Below are 20,734 nucleotides of genomic sequence, written 5' to 3' on the forward strand. Positions count from 1 at the left end.
TCTGTCTCGGGGTCCCGCTGGGATCGACGGGGCTATTCGAGCTCGATCGCCTGGAACTTGCCGCGCTCGTCGAGCGCGGTGCCCCAGATCTTGTGCGATGCCTGGTGTTCGGCGCGGCCGAAGCCGAGCTTGGCGCCGAGGCCGAGATCGATGCTCTGCATGTTCTCCAGCGTGTCGATCAGCGCCTCGGTGTCGAGCTGCGGACCGACCTTGCGCAGCGCCTGGATCAGGACGTTGGCGGCGACATAGCCCTCGAACGAGACGTAGGACGGCGCCTCGCCCGGGAAGTACTTCTCCAGCGCGCCCTTGTATTCGAGGACCGCGCTGGAATAGCCGCCGACCGCCGGCACCACCTGGGTGACGATCACGCCCGAGGCATAGCGCGGGCCGAGCAGCATCAGCTCATCCGACAGCTCGGTCGAGCCGACGAAGGAGACGTTGGTGTAGATCATGCTCGGGTAGAGGTCGCGGGTCTTCTCGATGAACTTCGCGGCCGCCCGGTAGGTCGCCACCATGACGATCGCCTTGGGCGGGGTCTTCATCGCGCGGAGCTGATTCACCGCCTCGTCGACGTCGACCGTGTTGCGCTTGTAGTTGAAGCGCGTGATCGCGGTGTCGGCTAGGCCGAGCGAGCGGAATGCCTTCGCCACGCCGGAGAAGCCGGCATCGCCATAGGCATCCTGCTGCGCGAACACGGCGATGTCACGCGGCTGCAGGCGGCGCAGCTTCACGAGATAGCGCACGACCGTGTCGGTCTCTTCCGCATAGCTGGCGCGATAGTTGAAGACGTAGCGATCCGGCGGATCGTTGCGCAGGATGTTGGCCCCGGTGAACGCCCCGTAGAACAGGGTCCGGCGCTGCAGGGCGTAGGGCATGGCGACGGCCGACGTCGGCGTGCCGACATTGCCGATGAAGCCGAACACCTTGTCCTTTTCGTAGAGCTGCTTCATCGCATCGAGCGTGCGCGACGGCTCGTAACCGTCGTCGGCGGAATAGAGCCGCAGCGATCGGCCGGCGACGCCGCCGGAATCATTGGCGCGGTTGAAGGCGGCCTCGATGCCCATCTTCATCTGCCGTCCGAGCTCTTTCGACGCCCCGGAGAACGGAGCGGCGATGCCGAAGCGGATCTCGTTGGCGTTGACGCCCTGGACATTGCTGGCGGCGGGCGGCGGCAGGGTGGCTGTTGGCGCGGTGGCTGCGACGGCCGCGGACGGCGCGATCACCCCGGCAAGGCTGGTGGCCGTCTGGCTCGGCGCGCTCTGCCCCAATGAGCGCTCGAGTTCGGCCAATTGGCGTCCAGCCGTGTTGCAGTCGGTCTGCGCTGCGCCCACGCGGTTGCGCCCGTCCGCGACATAGCCGTTGAAGACGCGCGTGAGTTCGTCGCGATCCGAGCCGCCCGTGGATGCCTCCCGGATCACCTCGCGAAACTTGTCGACAATGGCCTGAACGCGGCCCTGGTCGATCGCCTGACACGCGGACGCTGCTCCCACGATCGGACCGACCCGGCTCGCGAGATTACGTACGACATCCGCATTGGTGCCCGCCGCGCTGGCGGGAGTTGCGAGCAATGCCGCAACCAGAAACACGCTAGAACGAAAGCTCATTGCCACTATCCCACTATCGACCCCAATCCAGGTCTTCCGCCTGGTGAATTGACGCTCTGTCCGCGACGGATAAGCCATAAGACCGTCACCATGCACAGACCAGCCTTTCCTAAGAGCATGACCATTTCGGTAACCCGGCACGGCTTTCTCGGATCATGCTTTAGAACCTGCTAACGGAGCGAATCCACCACCTCTTCCCCTTCGAAGCTAATTCTACTCAAGTTCGATCGCCTGGTACGTGCCGGTTTCATCGAGGGCAGTGCCCCAGATCTTGTGCGAAGCCTGATGCTCGGCGCGTCCAAACGCGAGCGTCGTGCCGAGGCCGAGATCGAGGCTGCGCATCGATTCGAGCGTGTCGACCAGACGCTCGGTGTCGAGCGGATTGGTCTGCTTCAGCGCCTGAATCAGGATGGTCGCCGCGATGTAGCCCTCCAGAGACGTGTAGTCCGGCGCTTCGCCGGGCGCGTATTTGGCAAGCGCATTCTTGTAGTCGAGCACGAGGCTCGAATAGCCCGAAACCGCCGGCACGCCCTGCGTCACGATGACGCCGTTGGTGAAGCGCGGCCCGAGCAGCTTCAATTCGGTCGCAAGCGACGTCGATCCGACGGCGGAGACGTTGGCGTAGATCAGGCCCGGTATCGCATCGCGTGTCTTCTCGATGAACTTCGCGGCGGCGCGGTCCGTCGCCACCATGATGATGGCCTTCAGCGCGGGCTTGTGCGCCTTGATCTTGTTGATCGCATCGTCGACCTCCATCGTGGCGCGCGGAAAGGTGAAGCGCGCCACGGCGTCGCTGATGTTCAGCTGGCGATAGGCCTTCGCCACGCCGGCGAAGGCATCGTCGCCATAGGCGTCATCCTGCTGGAAGACGCCGATCTGCTTGGGCGGAATGCGCTTCAGCTTGATGAGGTAGTTGACGATCGCGGCCGCCTCCTCGGAATAGCTGGCGCGATAGTTGAACACATAGCGGTCCGGCGGGTCACGGCGGACCACGGCGGCGCCCGAGTTTGGCGCGAAGAACAACGCGCGCCGCTCGAGCGCATAGGGAATGGCGACCTGGGCGTTGGCGGTGCCGATGTTGCCGATGAAGCCGAACACCTGCTCCTTGTCGTAGAGCTGCGTCATCGCCGCGAGGGTGCGGTTTGGGTCGTATCCATCATCCGCCGCGACCAGCCGCAGGGTGCGGCCGTTGATGCCGCCGGAATCATTGGCGCGGGCGAACGCGGCCTCGATCCCCTGCCGCATCTGGCGGCCCGTCTCCTTGCGGATGCCGGTGAAAGGCAACACCATGCCGAAGCGGATCTCGCGATCAGTGATGCCACGAACGGGCCCGGTGCTGACGGCCCCGATCGTCGCGTCCGCCTTGGCGGGCGGGGTAGCTGCGGCCGGCTGGCCGAGCGAGCGCTCGAGTTCGGTGAGCTGACGTTCGGCCGCCACGCAGGTGGCCTGCGAGGTCCCCGTCCGACTACGGCCCTCGGCGATGTAGCCGTTGAAGGTGCGCGTCAGCAGGTCGCGCTCGGTATCGTTCGTCGTGGCCTGGCGGATCGCTTCGCGGAATTTGTCGACGATGGTCTGCACGCGGCCCTGCGCGATGTCGGGGCAGGCCGAGGCCTGTCCCACGACCGGCCCGACACGGCCCGCAAGCTCCCGGACGACGTCGGGAGCCGCCGCCAGAGCGGGGCCGAAGGGAGCGGCGAGCAGGCCCCCCAGGATCAACGCGGACCAACGAATGGCCATCGAACTATCCACCTTCTCAGTTGCTTCCAACCCTCATTGTTCTGCTATTCGCGGCATTTCGAATTAATGTGGGGTTTCTCTGTCGTCGATTTGTCGTCGTCGTCGTCCGGACCGTGCTGCCTCCAGCGGTATCCTATTCAAGTTCGACAGGTTGGTAGGTCCCGCTTTCGTTGAGTGCGGTGCCCCAGATCTTGTGCGAGGCCTGGTGCTCGGCCCGCCCGAAGCCGAGTTGCGCGCCGAGGCCGAGATCGATGTTGCGCATGTTCTCGAGCGTCTCGACCAGCTGCTCGGTGTCGAAGCTCGGGCCGGCGCGCTTCAATCCCTCGATCAGGATGTTCGCGGAAATGTAGCCTTCGAGCGATGTGTAGTCCGGCGGCTCGCCCGGGAAGTACTTGGCGAGGGCGCTCTTGTAGTCCAGCACCAGGCTGGAATAGCCGGAGACGCCCGGCACCGCCTGGGTGACGATCACGCCGTCGGCGTAGCGCGGTCCGAGCAGCAGCAGCTCGCTGGCGAGCGCCGAGCCGCCGACCGCGGAGATGTTGGCGAAGATCGCGCCCGGAAACACGCCATGGGCCTTTTCGATGAACTTGGCGGCCGCGCGGGTGGTCGCCAGCATCACCACGGCCTTGACCGGCGTCTTCAGCAGCTTCAACTGATTGATCGCGTCGTCGACCTCGACGGTGTTGCGCGGATAGTTGACCCGCACGATCGAATTGTCGCTGGCGCCGAGCGCGCGGAACGCCTTGGCGACGCCGGCGAAGCCCGCATCGCCGAACGCGTCGTTCTGCGCGAACACGACGATCTGCCTGGGCTGCAGCCGGCGCATCTTGACGAGATAGCGCACCAGCGCGTCGGTTTCCTCGGCATAGCTCGGCCGATAGTTGAAGACGTAGCGGTCCGGCGGGTCGTGGCGCACTACGTTGGCGCCGGTATAGGGCGCGAAGAACAGCGCGCGGCGCTCGAGCGCGTAGGGGATCGCGACCGCCGCGGTGGCGGAGCCGAGATTGCCGATATAGCCGAACACCTGCTCATTGTCGTAGAGCTGCTTCATCGCATCGAGCGTGCGCGCCGGATCATAGCCGTCGTCGGCGGTGACCAGCTTCAGCACGCGGCCGTTGACGCCGCCGGCCTCGTTGACGCGGTTGAAGGCGGCCTCGATGCCGACCTTCAGCAGCCGCCCGGTCTCCTTCACCGGCCCGGCATAGGGGATCACCATGCCGAGCTTGATCTCGCTTTGCGTCACGCCGCGGACGTTGCCGGCGGGCGGCAGCATTTGGGCCGGCGTCGTCGCAGCCTGCGCCATGGCCGGCCCGAAGCTCACGATCGGCCTGTTCGTGGGCGGCGCCGCGATCGACTGTTCGAGATCGGCGAGCAGGCGCTCGGCGCCGGGGCAATCCATCCGGCCCGACGTGACGAGGCTGCGGCCCTCCGCCACGTAGTTGTCGAGCAGGCGCGTCAATTCGTCCCGATCGGCCTCGCTGCTTGCGGCCTCGCGAATGACGAGCTGGAATTTCTCAAGGATGGCCTGGATGCGCGGACGCGCAATGTCGCGGCAGGCCAGCGCGGCGCCGATGATCGGACCGACGCGGCCGCCGAGCTGGCGCGCCACGCTCACGTTTTCGCCGGGCGCAGCAACGGCTCCGCTCGGCGCGGCTCCGCTCGCGATCAGCGTCGCGAGCAGGGCGGCTGCGATACGGGCGTGAGCCTGCGTTCGGCGTGCTGCCGCTTTCTGCGGTAGGACGTCGGTCATCGTCGCCTGTAAGGTGTTGGAAACGGATCAGTCGTAGAGGGTTAGCGAACCCGCTCCATCTGACCCGTCTTCTGGTTCCACTGCATGAACTGCTGCAGCATCGGCTTTTCGGACGTATCGGCCTCTGCCGCCGGCGCCGGAGCGTCCGCGAGCAGCGACTTGAACTGCGTCAGGGCAGGGGCCGGCGGCTCGACCCGCTCGGGCAGCGCGCTGGTCTGGTCGGCTTTGACGTCCTGCACGTCGGCGGCGACCGGCGGCAGCGACTTCATCGACTGCACGGCGGCGACGAAGGACGAGCTCGCATCGGGCTGGCGCCACACCGGGACGATGTTGACGAAGAACAGCGCGACCACGGCGGCGACGCCGGTGGCGGCGGCGAAACGGCCGGCGATCTTGAACACGACCGAGCGGCGGTCGCGCTCACGCTCGAGATCCGGCGGCTCGCGCATGACCTGCGGATTCAGCGACTGGCGGAGGGATTCGAACACGGCGGTCTCCAGGCGAGCATCGAGTGGACCCTGCTGTCCCGGAGCGGGACGCTCGGCCGCCTCCGCTGCCTTGGCGGTGTCACCGACGAGAGATAGACGTGCTGCTTCCGGGCGTTCCCGCAGCCACCGCGGCGCATAGTGCAGCGGGTCTTGCGGGTTCATCGGATTCTGTTCACTCAACGAACTCATACGCTACTCCTCTGACGCTCGATTCCGGTAAACTGATGCGCTTCTGCCACGGTCGTGAGAGCAGTTTTCGAGCCAGGTGCGAGAGCGCGTCTGCCACGTCAGTTCAGCCGGAATCCTTTGCAGAATCGGGCGCTTCGCGTCGATCAGCGATCGCACGCCAAAGGCCTTGTCCTGCCTGGCGCCAGAGTACGGTGAACGTACCGTTAGCGCCTCCCTCGATCCCATGCCCCGCCCCCTGACGAGTGTCAATTGATCGGAACCGCCTAAAGCCATCGGCTCCGAATTATATGTACGTTAAAGTTATCATCATGATGTGATCGAAATGAGGCATGACAGGTCTTGACGCAGATGTTCGGAATTTGCGTCTCAATCGCGCCAAGATTCGGCCTCGATTCGATCATCATCGAAGCATGTCAGGCGTGCGTCTGTCGATTTTCGAGCGACTTAGCCGCGATTTAACCATCCGTTAACCATCTGGCGCCGACAGTTAACCAATCACTAAGAAGGGTTGGGTCGGATGGTCATGAGTGCCAGCGCTGAAGCGGTACGTCCTCTTATTCGTCTGCGCGGGCGCTCCTACGTCGCCTTCGTGTTCTCGCCGGTGGTGCCGATCGCCGACTGGCTCAACGAGCTCGACGCGACCCTGAAGGGCTCGCCCGGCTTCTTCGTCGGCAAGCCGATCGTGCTCGATCTCTCCGCGGTGGACCTGAGCCCGCTCGCGATCACGCATCTCGTCAAGAGCATCGAGGCGCGCAACATCCGCGTGCTCGGCCTCGAAGGCGTCGAGCCGGGCCGGCTGTCGCCCGGCATGCCGCCGCTCTTGTCCGGCGGCCGCCACTGCGCCGTGCAGGAGATCGAGCCGGAGAAGCCGGCGTTGCAGCCGCCGACCTCGCTGCTGCTCGATCAGCCCGTGCGCTCCGGCCAGTCGATCGTGTTTCCCGACGGCGACGTCACCGTGCTCGGCGCGGTGTCGTCGGGCGCCGAGATCGTCGCCGGCGGCTCCATCCACATCTACGGCGCGCTGCGCGGCCGCGCGATGGCCGGCATCAACGGCAACTCCGCGGCGCGCATCTACTGCCAGAAGATCGAGGCCGAGCTGGTCGCGATCGACGGCTACTACCAGACCGCCGAACAGATCGACGATGCATTGCGCGGCCGAGCCGCCCAGGCGCGGCTCGAAGGTCATTCCATGAAGATCGTTGCATTGAACTGAGTAGCAGGAGGATTCGAAAAATGGCGAAAGTACTTGTGGTGACGTCGGGCAAGGGTGGCGTCGGCAAGACCACCACCACGGCGGCGATGGGCGCGGCGCTGGCGCAGGCCGGCGAGAAGGTCGTGGTGGTCGATTTCGACGTCGGCCTGCGCAACCTCGATCTCGTGCTCGGCGCCGAGCGCCGCGTCGTGTTCGATCTCATCAACGTCGTGCATGGCGTCGCCAAGCTGCCGCAGGCGCTGATCCGCGACAAGCGGCTGGAGAATCTCTGGCTGCTGCCGGCCTCGCAGACCAAGGACAAGGACGCGCTGACCGAGGACGGCGTCGGCCGTGTCATCCACGAGCTGCGCAAGAGCTTCGACTGGGTGATCTGCGACAGTCCCGCCGGCATCGAGCGCGGCGCCATGCTCGCGATGCGCTATGCCGACGAGGCGCTGATCGTCACCAATCCGGAGGTGTCGTCGGTGCGCGATTCCGACCGCATCATCGGCATGCTCGATTCCAAGACCGTGCGCGCCGAGAATGGCGAGCGCGTCGAGAAGCACATCCTCATCACCCGTTACGATGCCGGCCGCGCCGCGCGCGGCGAGATGCTGTCGATCGAGGACGTGCTGGAAATCCTGGCGACGCCGCTGCTCGGCATCGTGCCGGAAAGCCAGGACGTGCTGCGCGCCTCCAATGTCGGCTGCCCGGTCACGCTCAACAGCCCGGCCAGTGCGCCGGCGCGCGCCTATCACGACGCGATGCGGCGCCTGCTGGGCGAGCAGGTCGAGATGCAGATCCCGACCGAGCGCAAGGGCCTGATGAACCTGCTGCTCGGACGGAGGGCTGCATGAGCGTATTGCGGCTCTTTACCGGACGTGCAGCCTCGGCGCCGGTCGCGCGCGAGCGGCTGCAGATCCTGCTCGCGCATGAGCGCAGCCTGCGCGGCCAGCCCGATCTGCTGATGCAGCTGCGCGAGGAAATCCTCGCCGTGGTTTCGCGCCATGTGCTACTCGATCCGGACAAGGTCATCGTCCGCATGGACCGGGGGAAACATGTCTCGACGCTCGAGGTCGACATCGAACTGCCGAACGGCGCCGATCGCGCCTTTGCCAGCGCCGGCTGAGACGTGGCGAGGCGTGCGCTGATGCGGCCGATCTTCCGCGTCGCGGACAACAGCGTCACCGTCAGCCCCGATGCCGCCGGACCCTGGGATCCGACCATGCAGCATGGGTCCGCGCCCTCGGCGCTGGCCGTCTGGGCGGCCGAACGCATCCCGACCAAGTCGCCGATGCGCATCGCCCGCGTCACCATCGATCTGATGCGCCCGGTGCCGCTCGCAGAACTGACGGTCGAGACGGAAGTACTGCGCGAGGGCCGCAAGATCCAGCTCTGTGCGGTGCGCCTGCGCGCCGGCGATACGGTGGTGGTCACGGCGACGGTGCTGAAGATCAGGCAGGATGCGGTGCCGCTGCCGGAGGATGTCCGCGAGCTGCCGGTCGATCTCGTCGGCCCTGATGACGCCCAGCCCGAGCCCGCCGATTTCTCCACCAGCCCCTTCGTCCGCGGCATGACCTTGCGCGCCGCGCGCGGCCGCTTCGGCGTGCGCGGTCCCGGCGCGATCTGGTATCGCGTCGACTGGCCGCTGGTCGAGGGACACGCGGTGTCGCAAGCGATGCGCGCGGTGGTCGCCAGCGATTTCTGCAACGGCACCTCGGCCGCGCTCGACTTCCACAGCTACACGTTCCTCAATGCCGACCTCACCGTCAACATGGCCCGCGAGCCGGTCGGCGAATGGATTTTGCTGGACGCCGAGAGCTGGATCGGCCCGGACGGCGCGGGGCTGGCAATGGCGCGGCTGGGGGATGTGAGGGGGTATTTCGGACGGGTGGTGCAGAGCCTGGTGATCGAGAAGCGGTGAGGGGAGTGCACCCGATCGCGTCTCGATCGTGATCTGGCGGCGCTTTGTCCCCGCAAACGGTGCGCTCCCCTCCCCCTTGCGGGGAGGGGTCGGGGGTGGGGGTCTCCGAGTTCCGCTATTAGTCGTAGGGCGCGGAGCGAAGCTCCCACGCGAGGCTACGCACAGTAAATCTAGCTACTCACGACGTTCATCGCCCGGGGACCCCCACCCCCAACCCCTCCCCGCAAGGGGGAGGGGAGCTCACCGCTGTCGCGGCGAGAGCGGGGCCACTTAGAATGATCTCTCCGTTACGCCGCCCGCACCGTGCTCAGGAACCGTCCCACCTCCAGCTTCAGCTTGTTGCTGTCCTGTGACAGCGACTGCGCCGCTGACAGCACCTGCGTGGAGGCCGAGCCGGTCTCGCTGGCGCCGCGCTGGACGTCGGTGATGTTGGACGACACCTCGTGCGTGCCTTGCGCGGCCTGCTGGATGTTGCGCGAGATCTCCTGCGTGGCGGCGCCCTGTTCCTCGACGGCCGCGGCGATGGTCGATGAGATTTCGGCGAGCTTCTCGATCGTGCCGCTGATCTCCCTGATGGCGCCGACCGACTCTTGCGTCGCCGCCTGAATGCCGGCGATCTGCTGGCCGATCTCGCCCGTCGCCTTCGCCGTCTGCTCGGCGAGCGCCTTGACCTCGGTCGCGACCACCGCGAAGCCGCGGCCGGCATCGCCGGCGCGCGCCGCCTCGATCGTGGCGTTCAGCGCCAGCAGGTTGGTCTGGCCGGCGATGGTGTTGATCAGTTCGACCACATCGCCGATGCGCGCCGCCGCCTTCGACAGCTCGCTGACGCGGTCATTGGTCTTGCGCGCCTGATCCACCGCCTCGTTGGCGATCCGCGCGGAGTCCTGCACCTGCCGGCTGATCTCGGTCACCGACGAGCTCAACTCTTCCGTCGCCGACGCCACCGACTGCACATTGGCGGTCGCCTGCTCGGAGGCCGCGGCCACCGTGGTGGTGCGCTGCTGCGTCCGCTCGGCGGTCGAGGTCAAGGTCGTGGCGGAGGCTTCGAGCTCGGTCGACGCCGAGGAGACCGTGTTGATGATCTCGCCGACGGCGCCCTCGAAGCGGTTGGCCAGCTCGTTCATGTCGCGCTTGCGCTGCGCTGCCGCGTGCTTCTCGGCCTCTGCCTGCTCGGCGCGCAGCTTCTCGGTCTCGATCGCGTTGGTCTTGAACACCTGCACGGCGCCGGCCATGTTGCCGATCTCGTCCTTGCGGCCCACGCCGGGGATGTCGGCCCGCATGTCGCCGCCGGCGAGACGGCGCATCGCCTCGGTCATCGCGGTGATCGGCCGCGCCACGCCGGCCACGATCAGATAGCCCATGGTGATGCAGAGCAGGGCGGCCAGCGCGATCACGCCGAAGATCCAGATCCGCGAGGACGTATAGACGGCTGCGCCCCTGTCGGCTTCCTTCTTGCCTTGCTCGACATTGAACGCGAGGTCCTGCTCCAGCGCCTTGCGCACGCCGGCGAAAGTGTCCCGCATGCGGCCGAGGAACAGCGCCCTGGCGGCCTCGATCTGGTTCTTGCCAATCAACTCCTGCAACTGCTTGCCATCGGTGAGATAGGCATCCCACGAGCTCTTGAAGGCCGCGACGATGGCCTTCTCTTCCGGCGTCGTCACCGTCGGCTCGTAGAGACGCCAGTTCTTCTCGAAGTACTGATGGGCGTCCGTCATGTACTTCTCGTATTGGCTTCGTTCCGCCGCCGTGGTCACCATCAGCATCTGGCCCTCGCGGCTGCGATATTGTTCCGTAGCCTTCGCCATGGCGCCGATCCATCCAGTGGCCGGCAGCCAGTTGTCGCGCACTTCCGCCGCCGAGCCGTTCACGCTCGACAGGCGATCGATCGAGAAGCCGCCGAGCCCCATCGCAGTGAGCAGCACCACGCCGAACGCCATGAGAACCTTGTTGCGAATGGACAGGTTGGAAAAGAACGACATGAGCAACTCCAAATCGGGTCGGTCCGGGAGGATCGATGGGGGGATAGGCCCGGGCAGAGCAGCGCGCGGCTCGTCTGCGGATGGTGGCTCGTCGTTGAGTCGCCGTATGGGGCTTGCGGTGATTAGCGCGCGAACAATTAAACTTTGCCCTAAAGTTGTGCAGAGTATGCTGGCCGTAGAACTACGGTTCAACGAGTGCAGGGAGGGGCAAGGATGATGAGAAAGCCGGGTGCGGCCGCGGAACCTCACGAGGCGTCGGCCTCGCAACTGATCGACGCAAGGATCAAGGAACTCGGCGACTGGCGCGGCGCGATGCTGGCGCGCGTCCGCGGCCTGATCAAACAGGCCGATCCCGACGTGGTCGAAGAATGGAAATGGCGCGGCGTTCCCGTGTGGTCGCATGCCGGCATCATCTGCACGGGCGAGAGCTACAAGGCCTATCTCAAGCTGACCTTCGCCAAGGGCGCCGTGCTGCCTGATCCGAACAACCTCTTCAACGCCAGCCTCGACGGCAACGTCCGCCGCGCCATCGACATTCACGAAGGCGACGAGATCGACGAGACCGCGTTCAAGGAATTGATCCGGGCCGCGGTGAAGCTGAATGCGACCAAGGGGAAGCGGTAGGCTCCGCGGAGGCATGAGCGTTCGGCTCCCTATGATGCAGCATGGCGTCGAGCGCGCTCTTCTGACTGGTAAGGTGCTCGCACGGCACCCGACCGCGTCCTGATCAATCCATTCATGTCAGATCAATCGATGTCGGACCACGCGACGATCGTCTCGCGGGCCGGCGATACGCCAAAGCGAGCCCGCTTGTATCGAGCACGCGCGCGGTCGGCTTTCAGGCGATCACCGATGGCAATCTTCAGCGCCTCATGTCGTTCCCGGTCGCCAGGCAGAGCAGGATGGGTGTGATGCGGGACCTCGCCTCGCTTGAACGCCGCGTCCCAGCGCAGCCAGATGTCCCAGTCTTCGACGATGAGAGCAAAGAGCTGCGGGTCGACCGGCGAGACGAAATACGTGTCGCCATAGTCCTCCGTGCTATGGTCGAATTCCGCCTCGTAAATGTGCGGAACGCCGTCGACGTCCGCCAAGCCGAGACGCGGGCCGTCGTAGTAGTCGTTGACAGTATAGACGCGATCCCAGGCCATCGGTCCCCTTCGCTCATGGTCGAGTGCCCACGCTCAGTTGCGTAGGAACGAGAAACAGGATAATGAACGCTCACTCAACTTCAACGCAGGAGGCGACGATGTCCAGACTCACGCGCTTCCCGGGCTCGCTGCGCGATCATTGACGCAGGCGCCGGGATGATTGTCCCGGCTACGATTTGACGATTTCACACTTCATCAAAAAGCCCGCGGCCGTCCTGGCCTGCGTTTGAACAGTCGTGTCATGACATCTCATCTATTGCTTGCTCCCCGCCGGGAGCTGGTGCGTTCGTCGCTGTGCGAACGCCGGCTGCGGCGTTATTCGTCTCGCTTTCAATCCCGCGTCCGCGCCTGCGCGATGCGGCACCCGCATCTCGCCGATCTTGCGGTGAGCTTTCCGGCGCTGCTGTTCGCGCTGGCGGTGCCGCGCCGGACGATCGATCCGCAGCCGGCGATCGCCAGCGTCATCGCCGGACGCTCACTCACCATCGCCGCTGCCCTGGCGGCGCTGCCGGTGTGGCTGCGCAAGCTGCCGCCGGAGGCGTTCATCCGTCCGATCGACCCGCGGCCGAACGGCGAACTGTTCCGGCGGCAGATCGGCAATCACTTGCCGCGATCGCCGAAGCTGATGCCGATCTGGCTGCAGCTCGTGGCCGAGATGGCCGCGCTCGCGCATGAGCCGGCCGCGGTGTGGATCGCGCGCGAACTGGTCCGCGTGCCGAAGATGGTGAGGCGGGAGCGCGCGCATCTGCTGGCGCTGTGGATCTGGTTCTCCGGACAGCCTGGCTGCTTCGCTCACGGACTGATCGAGCGGCCGTGGACGCCGGACATCAGGCTCGACGCCGCGCTGACGGCCGCCTTCGATTGGCGCAGGCACGTCGCTGCATCTCAACCTCGGTCAACGGCCGGTCAGCGACATGTGGCTCGATCCTGGCCGCATCGGCGACTACGAGTTCCGGCCGCTCTCGGATGTTTCCGATCTGATCGGGGAGGCGGTCGCCATGCGCAATTGTGTCCGCACCTATGGCGGCGACATTGCTCATGGTCGGGCGCGGCTGTGGAGCGTGCGCCGCCGGGGTGAACGTGTGGCGACGCTCGAGGTCGGCCGTCATTGGCGCGATCCTTTGTTGAACATCTTTCAGCTCACGGGGCCCGGCAATGCGGCCGTGTCTCGTGAGCTGTGGTGGGCGGCGCGACGCTGGCTGCACCTGCACGATCTCGCGCTGATCGACCCACCCATGATCAAACGGGGGGAGGCCCCGTTCGACCTCGCCACCTGGCGCGCGCTGTGGAGACCGTATTGGGTCGCCAAGCGGCGGATTCCGGATTGGCTGCCGCTCGCTCCGTCGCGTGATGCGTTCGGGGCCCTGTGAACTTGCGGATCGGCCCTCCGATGCGCTCGCGCGCATCGTAGCTCGTCCGGGACGACAGCGGCGGGTGAGGCGCGACCCCTGTCAAACAACTCAGTACCGTAGGGTGGGCAAAGGCGCGCCCAGCTACTTGCTTGCGACGCCGAGCTATCGCGCGCCGTGCCCACCATCGTCACCACCGATGCGGATGCGCGGTGGGCACGCGACCGCCCTGCGGGCGGCTGCTTTGCCCACCCTACGGCCTGCCATGTCTTGATTTGCCCGACGACCACATTTGGGCTCGAGCTCATCGCTGTTGAAGAACGATCGGGACAACGACAGGCCGTGCGCCGACACGTCGAATTCCCCAATTGGTTCAAGCTGATTTGGCCTGTCCAGACGCCGCGCGAAAAATAATTGTCTTTGTATTTTCCGAAATTCATGTTCTCCGCATCCCGCCTCATCCACGAGGGGCGCTTCGCGAACGTCACGACGCGTTGGGGTGGGAGGCGGTGGCCGCGATGAGGCGCAGCGTGCTCTGAGCATGCCGACGTACGTCTCGTCGCGGACGGTGAAGTCGCAGGGTCCTGGCCTCCCGACGCTGAGGTCTGCGCAACGCATGAAACGCGTTGTCGCTACGGTGGCAAACAAGCCCGGTCGCCGGGGAGACTGCGTATAATCCGTCAACCCATCGCGCAGGGAGGGCCGGGTCTGTCCGGCCGAACCTGTGGTTCTGCCGCGTGCTTTGTTTGCTGCACGCGGACCGCAGGCCTCGGTCGAGGCCTGGCCTTCCCTGCACCCTCCGTTCCGATGGAGGGGACGACTGCAGCAAGACTCGGACGCAGATGCGCCGCGAGGCTGCGATGCCGTGTTCGCAACTCGCCCGGCGCACTCCGCTGTCGTCCCGGCGAACGCCGGGACCCATAACCACAGGCCGACGCATGAGGCACGCTTGTCGATCCAGCTTCGCTCACCACATCCTGCTGTGGTTATGGATCCCGGGTCGCGCTGCGCTTGCCCGGGACGACAGGGGAGTGCGGCGCTGGCAGGTGGGGCTGATCAGACATCCGCGCCATCCCGCCGTCGTGACTCGGTCGTTCGTAAGACCCCCGTCATTGCGAGCGAAGCGAAGCAATCCAGGGCCATGCGTGCCGCCCCTGGATTGCTTCGCTTCGCTCGCAATGACGAAGGAATATAGCCGCGTCGCCGCGCCGCTACCCCACCATCCGCCCGCGCCCTTCCCAATACCGCGCGCGCAGCACCTTCTTGTCGATCTTTCCCACCCCCGTGACCGGCAGCTCCTTCACGAACTCGATCCGCTTCGGCGCATGCGCCGAGCCCTTGCGCGCTTTGACCAGCTCGATCAGCGCATTTGCGTCAGGCTGCGCCCCCGCGCGCGGCACCACGATCGCGGTGACGGCCTCGCCCCATTTGTCGTCGGGCACGCCGACCACCGCGCACATTGCGACGTCGGCGTGCTGAGTCAGCACGTCCTCGATCTCGCGCGGGAAGATGTTGAAGCCGCCGGAGACGATCATGTCCTTCTTGCGGTCGAGGATGTACATGTAGCCGCGCTCGTCGCGGCGGGCGATGTCGCCGGTGTGCAGCCAGCCGTTCTTCAACGTTTCGGCGGTGATGTCGGGCCGCTTCCAATACTCCGTCATGACATGCGGCGCGCGCACGCAGATCTCGCCGGCCTCGCCCTGCGCGACCTCCTGATCATTGTCATCGAGGATCTTGACCTCGCAGGCGGCGATCGGGAAGCCGCACGACAAAAACAGCTCCGGCTGCTTCGGATCGTGGTCGGCCTTGCGCAGCACCGAGACCGGATAGCATTCGGTCTGGCCATAGAGCTGCGAGAACACCGGGCCGATGCGCTCGATGCCTTCGACGAGGCGCGTCGGCGACATCGCCGAGGCGCCGTACAGCACGAGCTCGAGCGAGGAGAGATCGGTTTTAGCCAGCGCCGGATGATCGAGCAGCACGTAGATCATGGTCGGCACGAACAGGGTGAAGTTGATGCGCTCACGTTCGATCGTCTTCAGCACGGCTTCGGGATCGAAGCCCTTGAGCATGTGGACGGTGCCGCCGCGCATCAGGGTCGGCAGCACCTTGGTGCCGGCGACATGGCTGATCGGCGCCACCGTCAGATAGCGCGCGCGCTCGGGGATCTCGAAGTCGGCCAGGATCGCGGGGGCGAAGCCGCCATATTCGCGGTGGTGACGCAGCGCGCCCTTCGACTTGCCGGTGGTGCCACCGGTGTAGTTCAAGGTCGCGACATCGTCCGGCATGGCGAAATTGCGCGCCGTGGCATGGCCGGCCTGATCGAGGGCCGCCAGCAGGTCCGATCCATATCCGGCCGGTCCGAGCGTGAAGACGTGCCGGACTCCATCGGCGCGTGCGGCCAGCTCGCCGCCGCGGTCGCGGAACGCCGCCGCATCGATCACCAGCACCTGCGATTCGGAATCCGCGAGCTGGAACAGCTGATCCTCGAGCGAGCCCAGCGGATGCAGCCAGGTGATCGCGAGGCGCGACAATTGTGCGGCCATGCCGGCGCACCAGGTGTCGGCGCGGTTCGCGGTGAGGAACGCGACACATGTTCCCGGCCGCAGGCCGAGCCGCATGAACACGCCCTGCATCCGCCCGATCAGGTCGATCGCGCCCTGATAGGACAACGATCCATCCGGCCAGCTGAAGGCGGTGCGCGTCGGATGCCGCGACAGCGTCAGCAAGGTCTGCTCGCAGACGACCGGAAACGAATGAAGCTGATGGCTCATGGAACGTCCTCCCGAATGCCGCGATCGTTGTTGCGTCGCATGGCTTGTGACGAAAGCTATCAGAATGCGGGTCGCGCTCAAGCGCGTCACGATGCCGTCCGGAACATCGTCGCGCGCGCCGCGTTGCCCGCCCGAACAATCAGGGAGTACGGCCATGCGCAGCTCGACAGCTTTCTTTGCAGGCGCGGGAACGGTTGCGATCGCCGTCGCAGTCGGTCTCGGTGGCGGGCTCGTCATCGCCGAGAAGATGAATCCAAAGACGCCTGTGCTCGAAGCCCGCGCCGAGCGTCCGGCGCCGGAAGCCTCACCGAGCCCGACCGCGTCGTCCTATCTCGTAGCCACCCAGGCGGCTGCGATCACGCCGGTCAAGGTTGCGCCGGCCGCCGCAGAACCGGCTCCGGTCACGCCGGTGTCGACCGAGCCCGCGGCGCAGCCGTCGGCCTCCCCGGTTACGGCGGCCGCGGCTCAAGCCGCGCCCGGTGCGCAAGACACATCGCAGAGCAGCGGCCCGGAGAAAGTTGCGGACAAGGCGCCGGATGCGGATCAGAAATCGCGCGAGGCCGACCGAAAGCGTACGGCCGAGCAGCGTCGCGCCGAGCGGCACCGGCAATATGTCGAACGCCGCCGTCTGCGTCGCGAGCAGGATCTGCGCGCGGTCGAGCAGGCCGTGCGCGACGATTCCACGCCGCGGACTTATGCGGCGCAGCCGGTCGGCATGGACGGGCCGCGCTTCAGCTTCTTCGGCGACGATTGATCGCGCGACGCCGCCTCGCTATCCCTTGGTCAAACACGGACCAGGGAGGAGACGCGGTGCAGCAGACGAGATGGGCCAGCCTGCGCGCGCGGCTGCGATTGCCGCTGATCGCGGCGCCGATGTTTCTGGTCTCGGGCGTCGAGCTGGTGAGCGCGGCCTGCCTGAACGGCGTCATCGGCGCGTTCCCCACCGTCAACTGCCGCACGTCAGACGAACTCGACGCGTGGCTGCGCGAGATTCGCGCTCGGCTTGCGCGCGCGGGCGAGGTCGGCGGCGCCGCGGCCGCGCCGCCGTGCCCCAACCTGATCGTGCACCGGTCGAATGCGCGGCTGGCGGACGATCTCGCGGTGCTGCTGCGGCACAAGCCCGAGCTCGTCATCACTTCGGTCGGCTCGCCGACGCCGGTCATCGCGCCGCTGCATGATGCCGGTGCGCTTGTGTTTGCCGACGTCGCCTCGATCCGTCATGCCGAGCGCGCGGTCCAGGCCGGCGCCGACGGGCTCGTGCTGCTGACGGCGGGGGCGGGCGGCCAGACCGGCTGGCTCAATCCGTTCGCCTTCGTGCGCGCGGTCCGCGGCTTCTTCGACGGCCCGCTGGTGCTCGCCGGCGGCATCAGCGACGGCGTCGCGCTGCGTGCGGCGCAAGTGCTCGGCTGCGAGCTCGCCTACATGGGCACCAAGTTCATCGCGACGCAGGAGAGCATGGCCGATCCGCGCTACAAGGCGATGCTGGTCGAGAGCTCCGCCGATGACGTGCTGCTGACCTCGGCCTTCACCGGCCTGCCGACCAGCATGCTCAGGCCCTCGATCGTCGCCGCCGGGCTCGATCCTGACGATCTGCCGGCGCGCGGAGCGATCGAGATCGGCAAGGACATCGACATCGGCGCGCGCGAGCGGCGGCCGACGCGCTGGCGCGACATCTGGAGCGCCGGCCATGCGACGTCGGGCGTCACCGACATTCCCGCCGTGGCCGAGCTCGTCGCGCGCACGGCAGATGAATACCGTCATGCCGGCTTGCCGGGATAGAACACCGTGTAGTTCAGTCAGCGAGGGCGGCAACTTAAGTCAGCATTAACCATCCGGTCTCACAATCCACCGAGTTGAATGAGGTGGAAATGCGCAATGGGACTGGCGTGGGTGGATAAGAAGGAGCGGGCGACGCTCGAAGAGATCCGGATCCGGGTCGGACACGCCCTGCAGCGGCATCCGCTCTGCCGAAACGTTCAGTTCGACATCATGAGTGTTGCGCGCACCGCCCGTGGCGGGAACTGGACCATCAGCCTGCATTCGGTGGAACCCGAAGCGCTGTGGGAAGCCTCCGACATCGTCGCCGACATCCAGGCGGCCTATGACCTGGACATGCCTGCCGAGCTGTCTTCGGCGGCCTGAGAAAAAAATATCCGCCATGTTCACAGGGCGGAATGGTGGCCCGGGTGTTTCTGTGGCATCGTAAAGCCTTAATTAACTCCCACTTTACGGCAAAGTGCGGCCTGTCGGCCGGGATACGGAGATGTGCGTGACGAAGTCGATCGCTTTTGTCGCTTTGCTGGGCGTGCTGATCGCCGGCGCCGCCGTGACGAGCGTCCTGATGCGGGACAGCGTGCCTTCGGCCGGTGCGATGATGCCGGCCGTGGTGGCCAAGAGCCCGACCTCCAACCGTGAAGCCAAGGGCGATCGCCTCGCGATGGTCACACTTGCGGCCCCCGAGGAGAAGCAGCAGGCGGCCGCCTCGAAGGCGTCGCTCCGCCAGGCCTATGCCTATGCGCCGGCCGAGCCGGAGATGCCGAAGGCGCCGGCGGCTGCCGCCGTCACCGCCGAGCCGATCGTGCCGAAGTCCAAGATCCTCGCCAAGAGCGAGCCGGCGCCGGCGCCGCTGAAGCCGGAGGTGCAGAAGGCCTATTCGCTGCTGTCGGACACGCAGATCGCCGGCATCAAGGAGCGGCTGCGGCTGTCCTCGAGCCAGGAATATTATTGGCCGGCGGTGGAGACCGCTTTGCGTGCGGTCGCCAGGAAGATTCACACCGCGCGGCAGGGCGCCGCCAAGCCGGGCGCGGTGGCGATCGATCCGGATTCGGACGAGGTGCAGCAGCTCAAGTCCGCGGCGATGCCGCTGCTGTGGCAGCTGCGCGAGGACCAGAAGGACGAAGTCCGCCGGCTCGCCCGCACCATCGGCCTCGACAAGGTGGCCTCCGCGATCTGAGGCCGGCGTGACGTCACGCGGCCAGCGTTGCCACATGAAACAAATGAAAAAGGCCGCGCCAAGCGCGGCCTTCATGCGTTTCGGGTGTTTTTCAGCGGGCCGGCGGATTGGCCTCCGGATGACCGCCGCTTTCCGGACCAGCGCCGGTCGGCGACGAGGCGGGAGCGGTGCGCAGGTCCGGATCGGGCCGGGCGGGCTGGGTCATGGTCGGGGCCTGCGGCGGGGTGATCGCCGCGCCGGCGCCCACGGTGGTGCCGCGGTCGGTGTTGGTCGGCGCGGTCGGAACCGCGGTCGGCTTGTCGCCGCCGGCAAAGCGGGTCGCGCCGCCGCTCTGGTAGCCGGCGACCAGCAGGCCGGCGACGACGAGCCCGAGCACGACCATGCCGCCGATCTCGGGCAGTGCGCCTGAGGGCGCTATGCCGCGGCCGCGGCCATCGCCTTCGAGTGCGACCGCCGCGATCTCGCGGTTCTGGCGCGAACGCAGGAACGCGAGGAATGCGCCGGCGGCAATGACGATGCCGGCGGCGAGGGTGAAGAACATCAGCCAACTGATGGGTTGATCGCCTTGCATGTCGAACATCCTTCGTGTGAGGGGGATGCGACGTCCAGTCGCGTCAGCCCCGCATGACAATCTCTGTTCGTGGCAATCGCCGATGGTGCGAAAGGTTTCGTGGGGTTTCTCAAAAACTCAGCCGCTGCCGCCGTCCGAACTCAGCGCCGCGCCGGTCGTGTAGGTCAGTTCGGGGGAAGCCATGGCGACGGCGAACTCGGCGATTTCCTCGGGCGAGGCCATGCGCTTGAGGCCGGGCATCTTGGCGCGAGCCCATTGCGTCGCGGCGATCTGCCACGCCGCATCCGGCATGCCTTCCGTGCCGGCCACGCGGCGGACCAGCGCGGTGTCGGTGGTCCCCGGCAGGATCGCGTTGATGCGGATGTTGTCGTCGGCGTAGTCGAGCGCCGCCGACCTGATCAGCCCGATCAGTCCCGCCTTGGTTGCCGTGTAGATGCTCCGGCGCGGCCCCGTGCGATGCGCCACCGAGGACGAGGTGACGAGGATCGTGCCGCCGCCGCGTGCCAGCATCTCGGCGATCTCGTATTTCATGGCGAAGAACACGCCGCGCAGATTGGTGTCGACGATGTCGTTCCAGTCACCGGCCTCGTATTCGTGCAGCGGCTTTTCGATCGTGATGCCGGCGTTGTTGAGAGCGATGTCGAGGCTGCCGAAGCTCGCGATGGTCTGCGCCACGAGGTCGCGCATCTCCGCTTCGACACGGACGTCGGCCCGGATATAGCGCGCGCGGCCGCCCTGGGTCTTGATCTCGGCTTCGAGCTCGCGGCCCAGTTCCTCACGCCGTCCGCAGAACACGACGGCCGCACCCTGGCGGGCGAAAGCGATCGCGGCGGCGCGGCCGATCCCTGACGTGGCGCCGGTGATCAGCACGGTCTTGCCGGCAAACCGCTTCGGCGCTGCGATGATGGTCGGAGCGGGACGTTGGCTTGCCTGCGCCACCGCCGCGGCGCCCGCAATCGCACCCAGCGCGAGCCCTCCGGCGGCGCCGGCCAGGGCGCTCCGCCGGGAGGTCATGGACGACGCCGGCGGAGAGATGTTCGCTTTGGTCATGGATCGGCTCCCGGTCTGGTTTCATC

20 protein-coding genes are annotated in these 20,734 nt (G+C 66.5%); 11 read left to right on the forward strand and 9 right to left on the reverse strand.

Annotated features, from left to right (window positions below; genetic code table 11):
* Positions 1-32: 32 nt before the first annotated feature.
* The 4 genes from ACQR1L_RS20730 to ACQR1L_RS20745 form a co-directional block, all read right to left on the reverse strand.
* Positions 33-1,604, reverse strand: a complete 1,572-nt coding sequence (locus ACQR1L_RS20730; protein ID WP_434859771.1) for an ABC transporter substrate-binding protein — start codon at positions 1,602-1,604, stop codon at positions 33-35.
* Between the two features lie 213 nt (positions 1,605-1,817).
* A complete protein-coding gene (locus tag ACQR1L_RS20735) occupies positions 1,818-3,341 on the reverse strand; it encodes an ABC transporter substrate-binding protein (RefSeq protein ID WP_434859772.1) in 1,524 nt (507 codons plus the stop codon).
* 133 nt (positions 3,342-3,474) lie between these two features.
* On the reverse strand, positions 3,475-5,091 hold the full coding sequence (locus tag ACQR1L_RS20740; protein WP_434859773.1) for an ABC transporter substrate-binding protein: 1,617 nt from the start codon (positions 5,089-5,091) through the stop codon (positions 3,475-3,477).
* Between the two features lie 41 nt (positions 5,092-5,132).
* On the reverse strand, positions 5,133-5,768 hold the full coding sequence (locus tag ACQR1L_RS20745) for a hypothetical protein (protein WP_434859774.1): 636 nt from the start codon (positions 5,766-5,768) through the stop codon (positions 5,133-5,135).
* 523 nt (positions 5,769-6,291) lie between these two features.
* Between ACQR1L_RS20745 and minC the strand changes: the two genes are divergently transcribed.
* The 4 genes from minC to ACQR1L_RS20765 are packed head-to-tail and all read left to right on the forward strand — an operon-like array spanning position 6,292 to position 8,884.
* A complete protein-coding gene (gene minC / locus ACQR1L_RS20750) occupies positions 6,292-6,981 on the forward strand; it encodes a septum site-determining protein MinC (protein ID WP_434859775.1) in 690 nt (229 codons plus the stop codon).
* Positions 6,982-7,001: 20 nt separating this feature from the next.
* Positions 7,002-7,817, forward strand: coding sequence for a septum site-determining protein MinD (minD, locus tag ACQR1L_RS20755; protein WP_315722251.1), 816 nt, complete (start codon positions 7,002-7,004; stop codon positions 7,815-7,817).
* Entirely contained in the window at positions 7,814-8,089 is a 276-nt protein-coding gene (gene minE, locus ACQR1L_RS20760) for a cell division topological specificity factor MinE (RefSeq protein WP_009029981.1), read from the forward strand. Before minD ends, minE begins: the two co-directional genes overlap by 4 nt.
* A 21-nt stretch (positions 8,090-8,110) precedes the next feature.
* Positions 8,111-8,884 (forward strand): thioesterase family protein, encoded by a 774-nt coding sequence (locus tag ACQR1L_RS20765; RefSeq protein ID WP_434859776.1) that lies wholly within the window; start codon positions 8,111-8,113, stop codon positions 8,882-8,884.
* A gap of 287 nt (positions 8,885-9,171) precedes the next feature.
* Here the strand turns inward: ACQR1L_RS20765 and ACQR1L_RS20770 are convergent, their stop codons facing one another.
* Entirely contained in the window at positions 9,172-10,863 is a 1,692-nt protein-coding gene (locus ACQR1L_RS20770; protein ID WP_434859777.1) for a methyl-accepting chemotaxis protein, read from the reverse strand.
* 213 nt (positions 10,864-11,076) lie between these two features.
* On the opposite strand from ACQR1L_RS20770, the gene ACQR1L_RS20775 reads away from it, so the two are divergent.
* On the forward strand, positions 11,077-11,487 hold the full coding sequence (locus ACQR1L_RS20775) for a DUF1801 domain-containing protein (RefSeq protein ID WP_434859778.1): 411 nt from the start codon (positions 11,077-11,079) through the stop codon (positions 11,485-11,487).
* A 122-nt stretch (positions 11,488-11,609) separates the two neighbouring features.
* Here the strand turns inward: ACQR1L_RS20775 and ACQR1L_RS20780 are convergent, their stop codons facing one another.
* A complete protein-coding gene (locus ACQR1L_RS20780; protein ID WP_434859779.1) occupies positions 11,610-12,011 on the reverse strand; it encodes a hypothetical protein in 402 nt (133 codons plus the stop codon).
* Between the two features lie 241 nt (positions 12,012-12,252).
* Here ACQR1L_RS20780 and ACQR1L_RS20785 point away from each other — a divergent pair, with 241 nt between their 5' ends.
* Positions 12,253-13,089, forward strand: a complete 837-nt coding sequence (locus ACQR1L_RS20785; protein ID WP_434859780.1) for a hypothetical protein — start codon at positions 12,253-12,255, stop codon at positions 13,087-13,089.
* Positions 13,090-13,093: 4 nt separating this feature from the next.
* Positions 13,094-13,381 carry a hypothetical protein gene (locus tag ACQR1L_RS20790; RefSeq protein WP_434859781.1) on the forward strand — a complete coding sequence of 96 codons (288 nt, stop codon included), beginning with the start codon at positions 13,094-13,096 and terminating at the stop codon, positions 13,379-13,381.
* Positions 13,382-14,571: 1,190 nt separating this feature from the next.
* Here ACQR1L_RS20790 and ACQR1L_RS20795 read toward each other — a convergent pair.
* Positions 14,572-16,134 (reverse strand): AMP-binding protein, encoded by a 1,563-nt coding sequence (locus ACQR1L_RS20795; protein WP_434859782.1) that lies wholly within the window; start codon positions 16,132-16,134, stop codon positions 14,572-14,574.
* Positions 16,135-16,288: 154 nt separating this feature from the next.
* Here ACQR1L_RS20795 and ACQR1L_RS20800 point away from each other — a divergent pair, with 154 nt between their 5' ends.
* The 4 genes from ACQR1L_RS20800 (at position 16,289) to ACQR1L_RS20815 (ending at position 19,087) form a co-directional block, all read left to right on the forward strand.
* On the forward strand, positions 16,289-16,888 hold the full coding sequence (locus tag ACQR1L_RS20800) for a hypothetical protein (protein ID WP_434859783.1): 600 nt from the start codon (positions 16,289-16,291) through the stop codon (positions 16,886-16,888).
* Positions 16,889-16,944: 56 nt separating this feature from the next.
* Complete coding sequence (locus ACQR1L_RS20805) at positions 16,945-17,913, forward strand: NAD(P)H-dependent flavin oxidoreductase (protein WP_434859784.1); 969 nt, start codon at positions 16,945-16,947, stop codon at positions 17,911-17,913.
* Between the two features lie 96 nt (positions 17,914-18,009).
* On the forward strand, positions 18,010-18,276 hold the full coding sequence (locus ACQR1L_RS20810; protein ID WP_434859785.1) for a hypothetical protein: 267 nt from the start codon (positions 18,010-18,012) through the stop codon (positions 18,274-18,276).
* 184 nt (positions 18,277-18,460) lie between these two features.
* Entirely contained in the window at positions 18,461-19,087 is a 627-nt protein-coding gene (locus ACQR1L_RS20815; protein WP_434859892.1) for a hypothetical protein, read from the forward strand.
* Between the two features lie 91 nt (positions 19,088-19,178).
* Here the strand turns inward: ACQR1L_RS20815 and ACQR1L_RS20820 are convergent, their stop codons facing one another.
* A complete protein-coding gene (locus tag ACQR1L_RS20820; protein WP_434859786.1) occupies positions 19,179-19,658 on the reverse strand; it encodes a hypothetical protein in 480 nt (159 codons plus the stop codon).
* 117 nt (positions 19,659-19,775) lie between these two features.
* Positions 19,776-20,708, reverse strand: a complete 933-nt coding sequence (locus ACQR1L_RS20825) for an SDR family NAD(P)-dependent oxidoreductase (RefSeq protein WP_434859787.1) — start codon at positions 20,706-20,708, stop codon at positions 19,776-19,778.
* Positions 20,709-20,734 lie beyond the last annotated feature (26 nt).

It is taken from the genome of Bradyrhizobium sp. HKCCYLR20261 (genome assembly GCF_051168435.1).
Classification (GTDB): Bacteria; Pseudomonadota; Alphaproteobacteria; order Rhizobiales; family Xanthobacteraceae; genus Bradyrhizobium.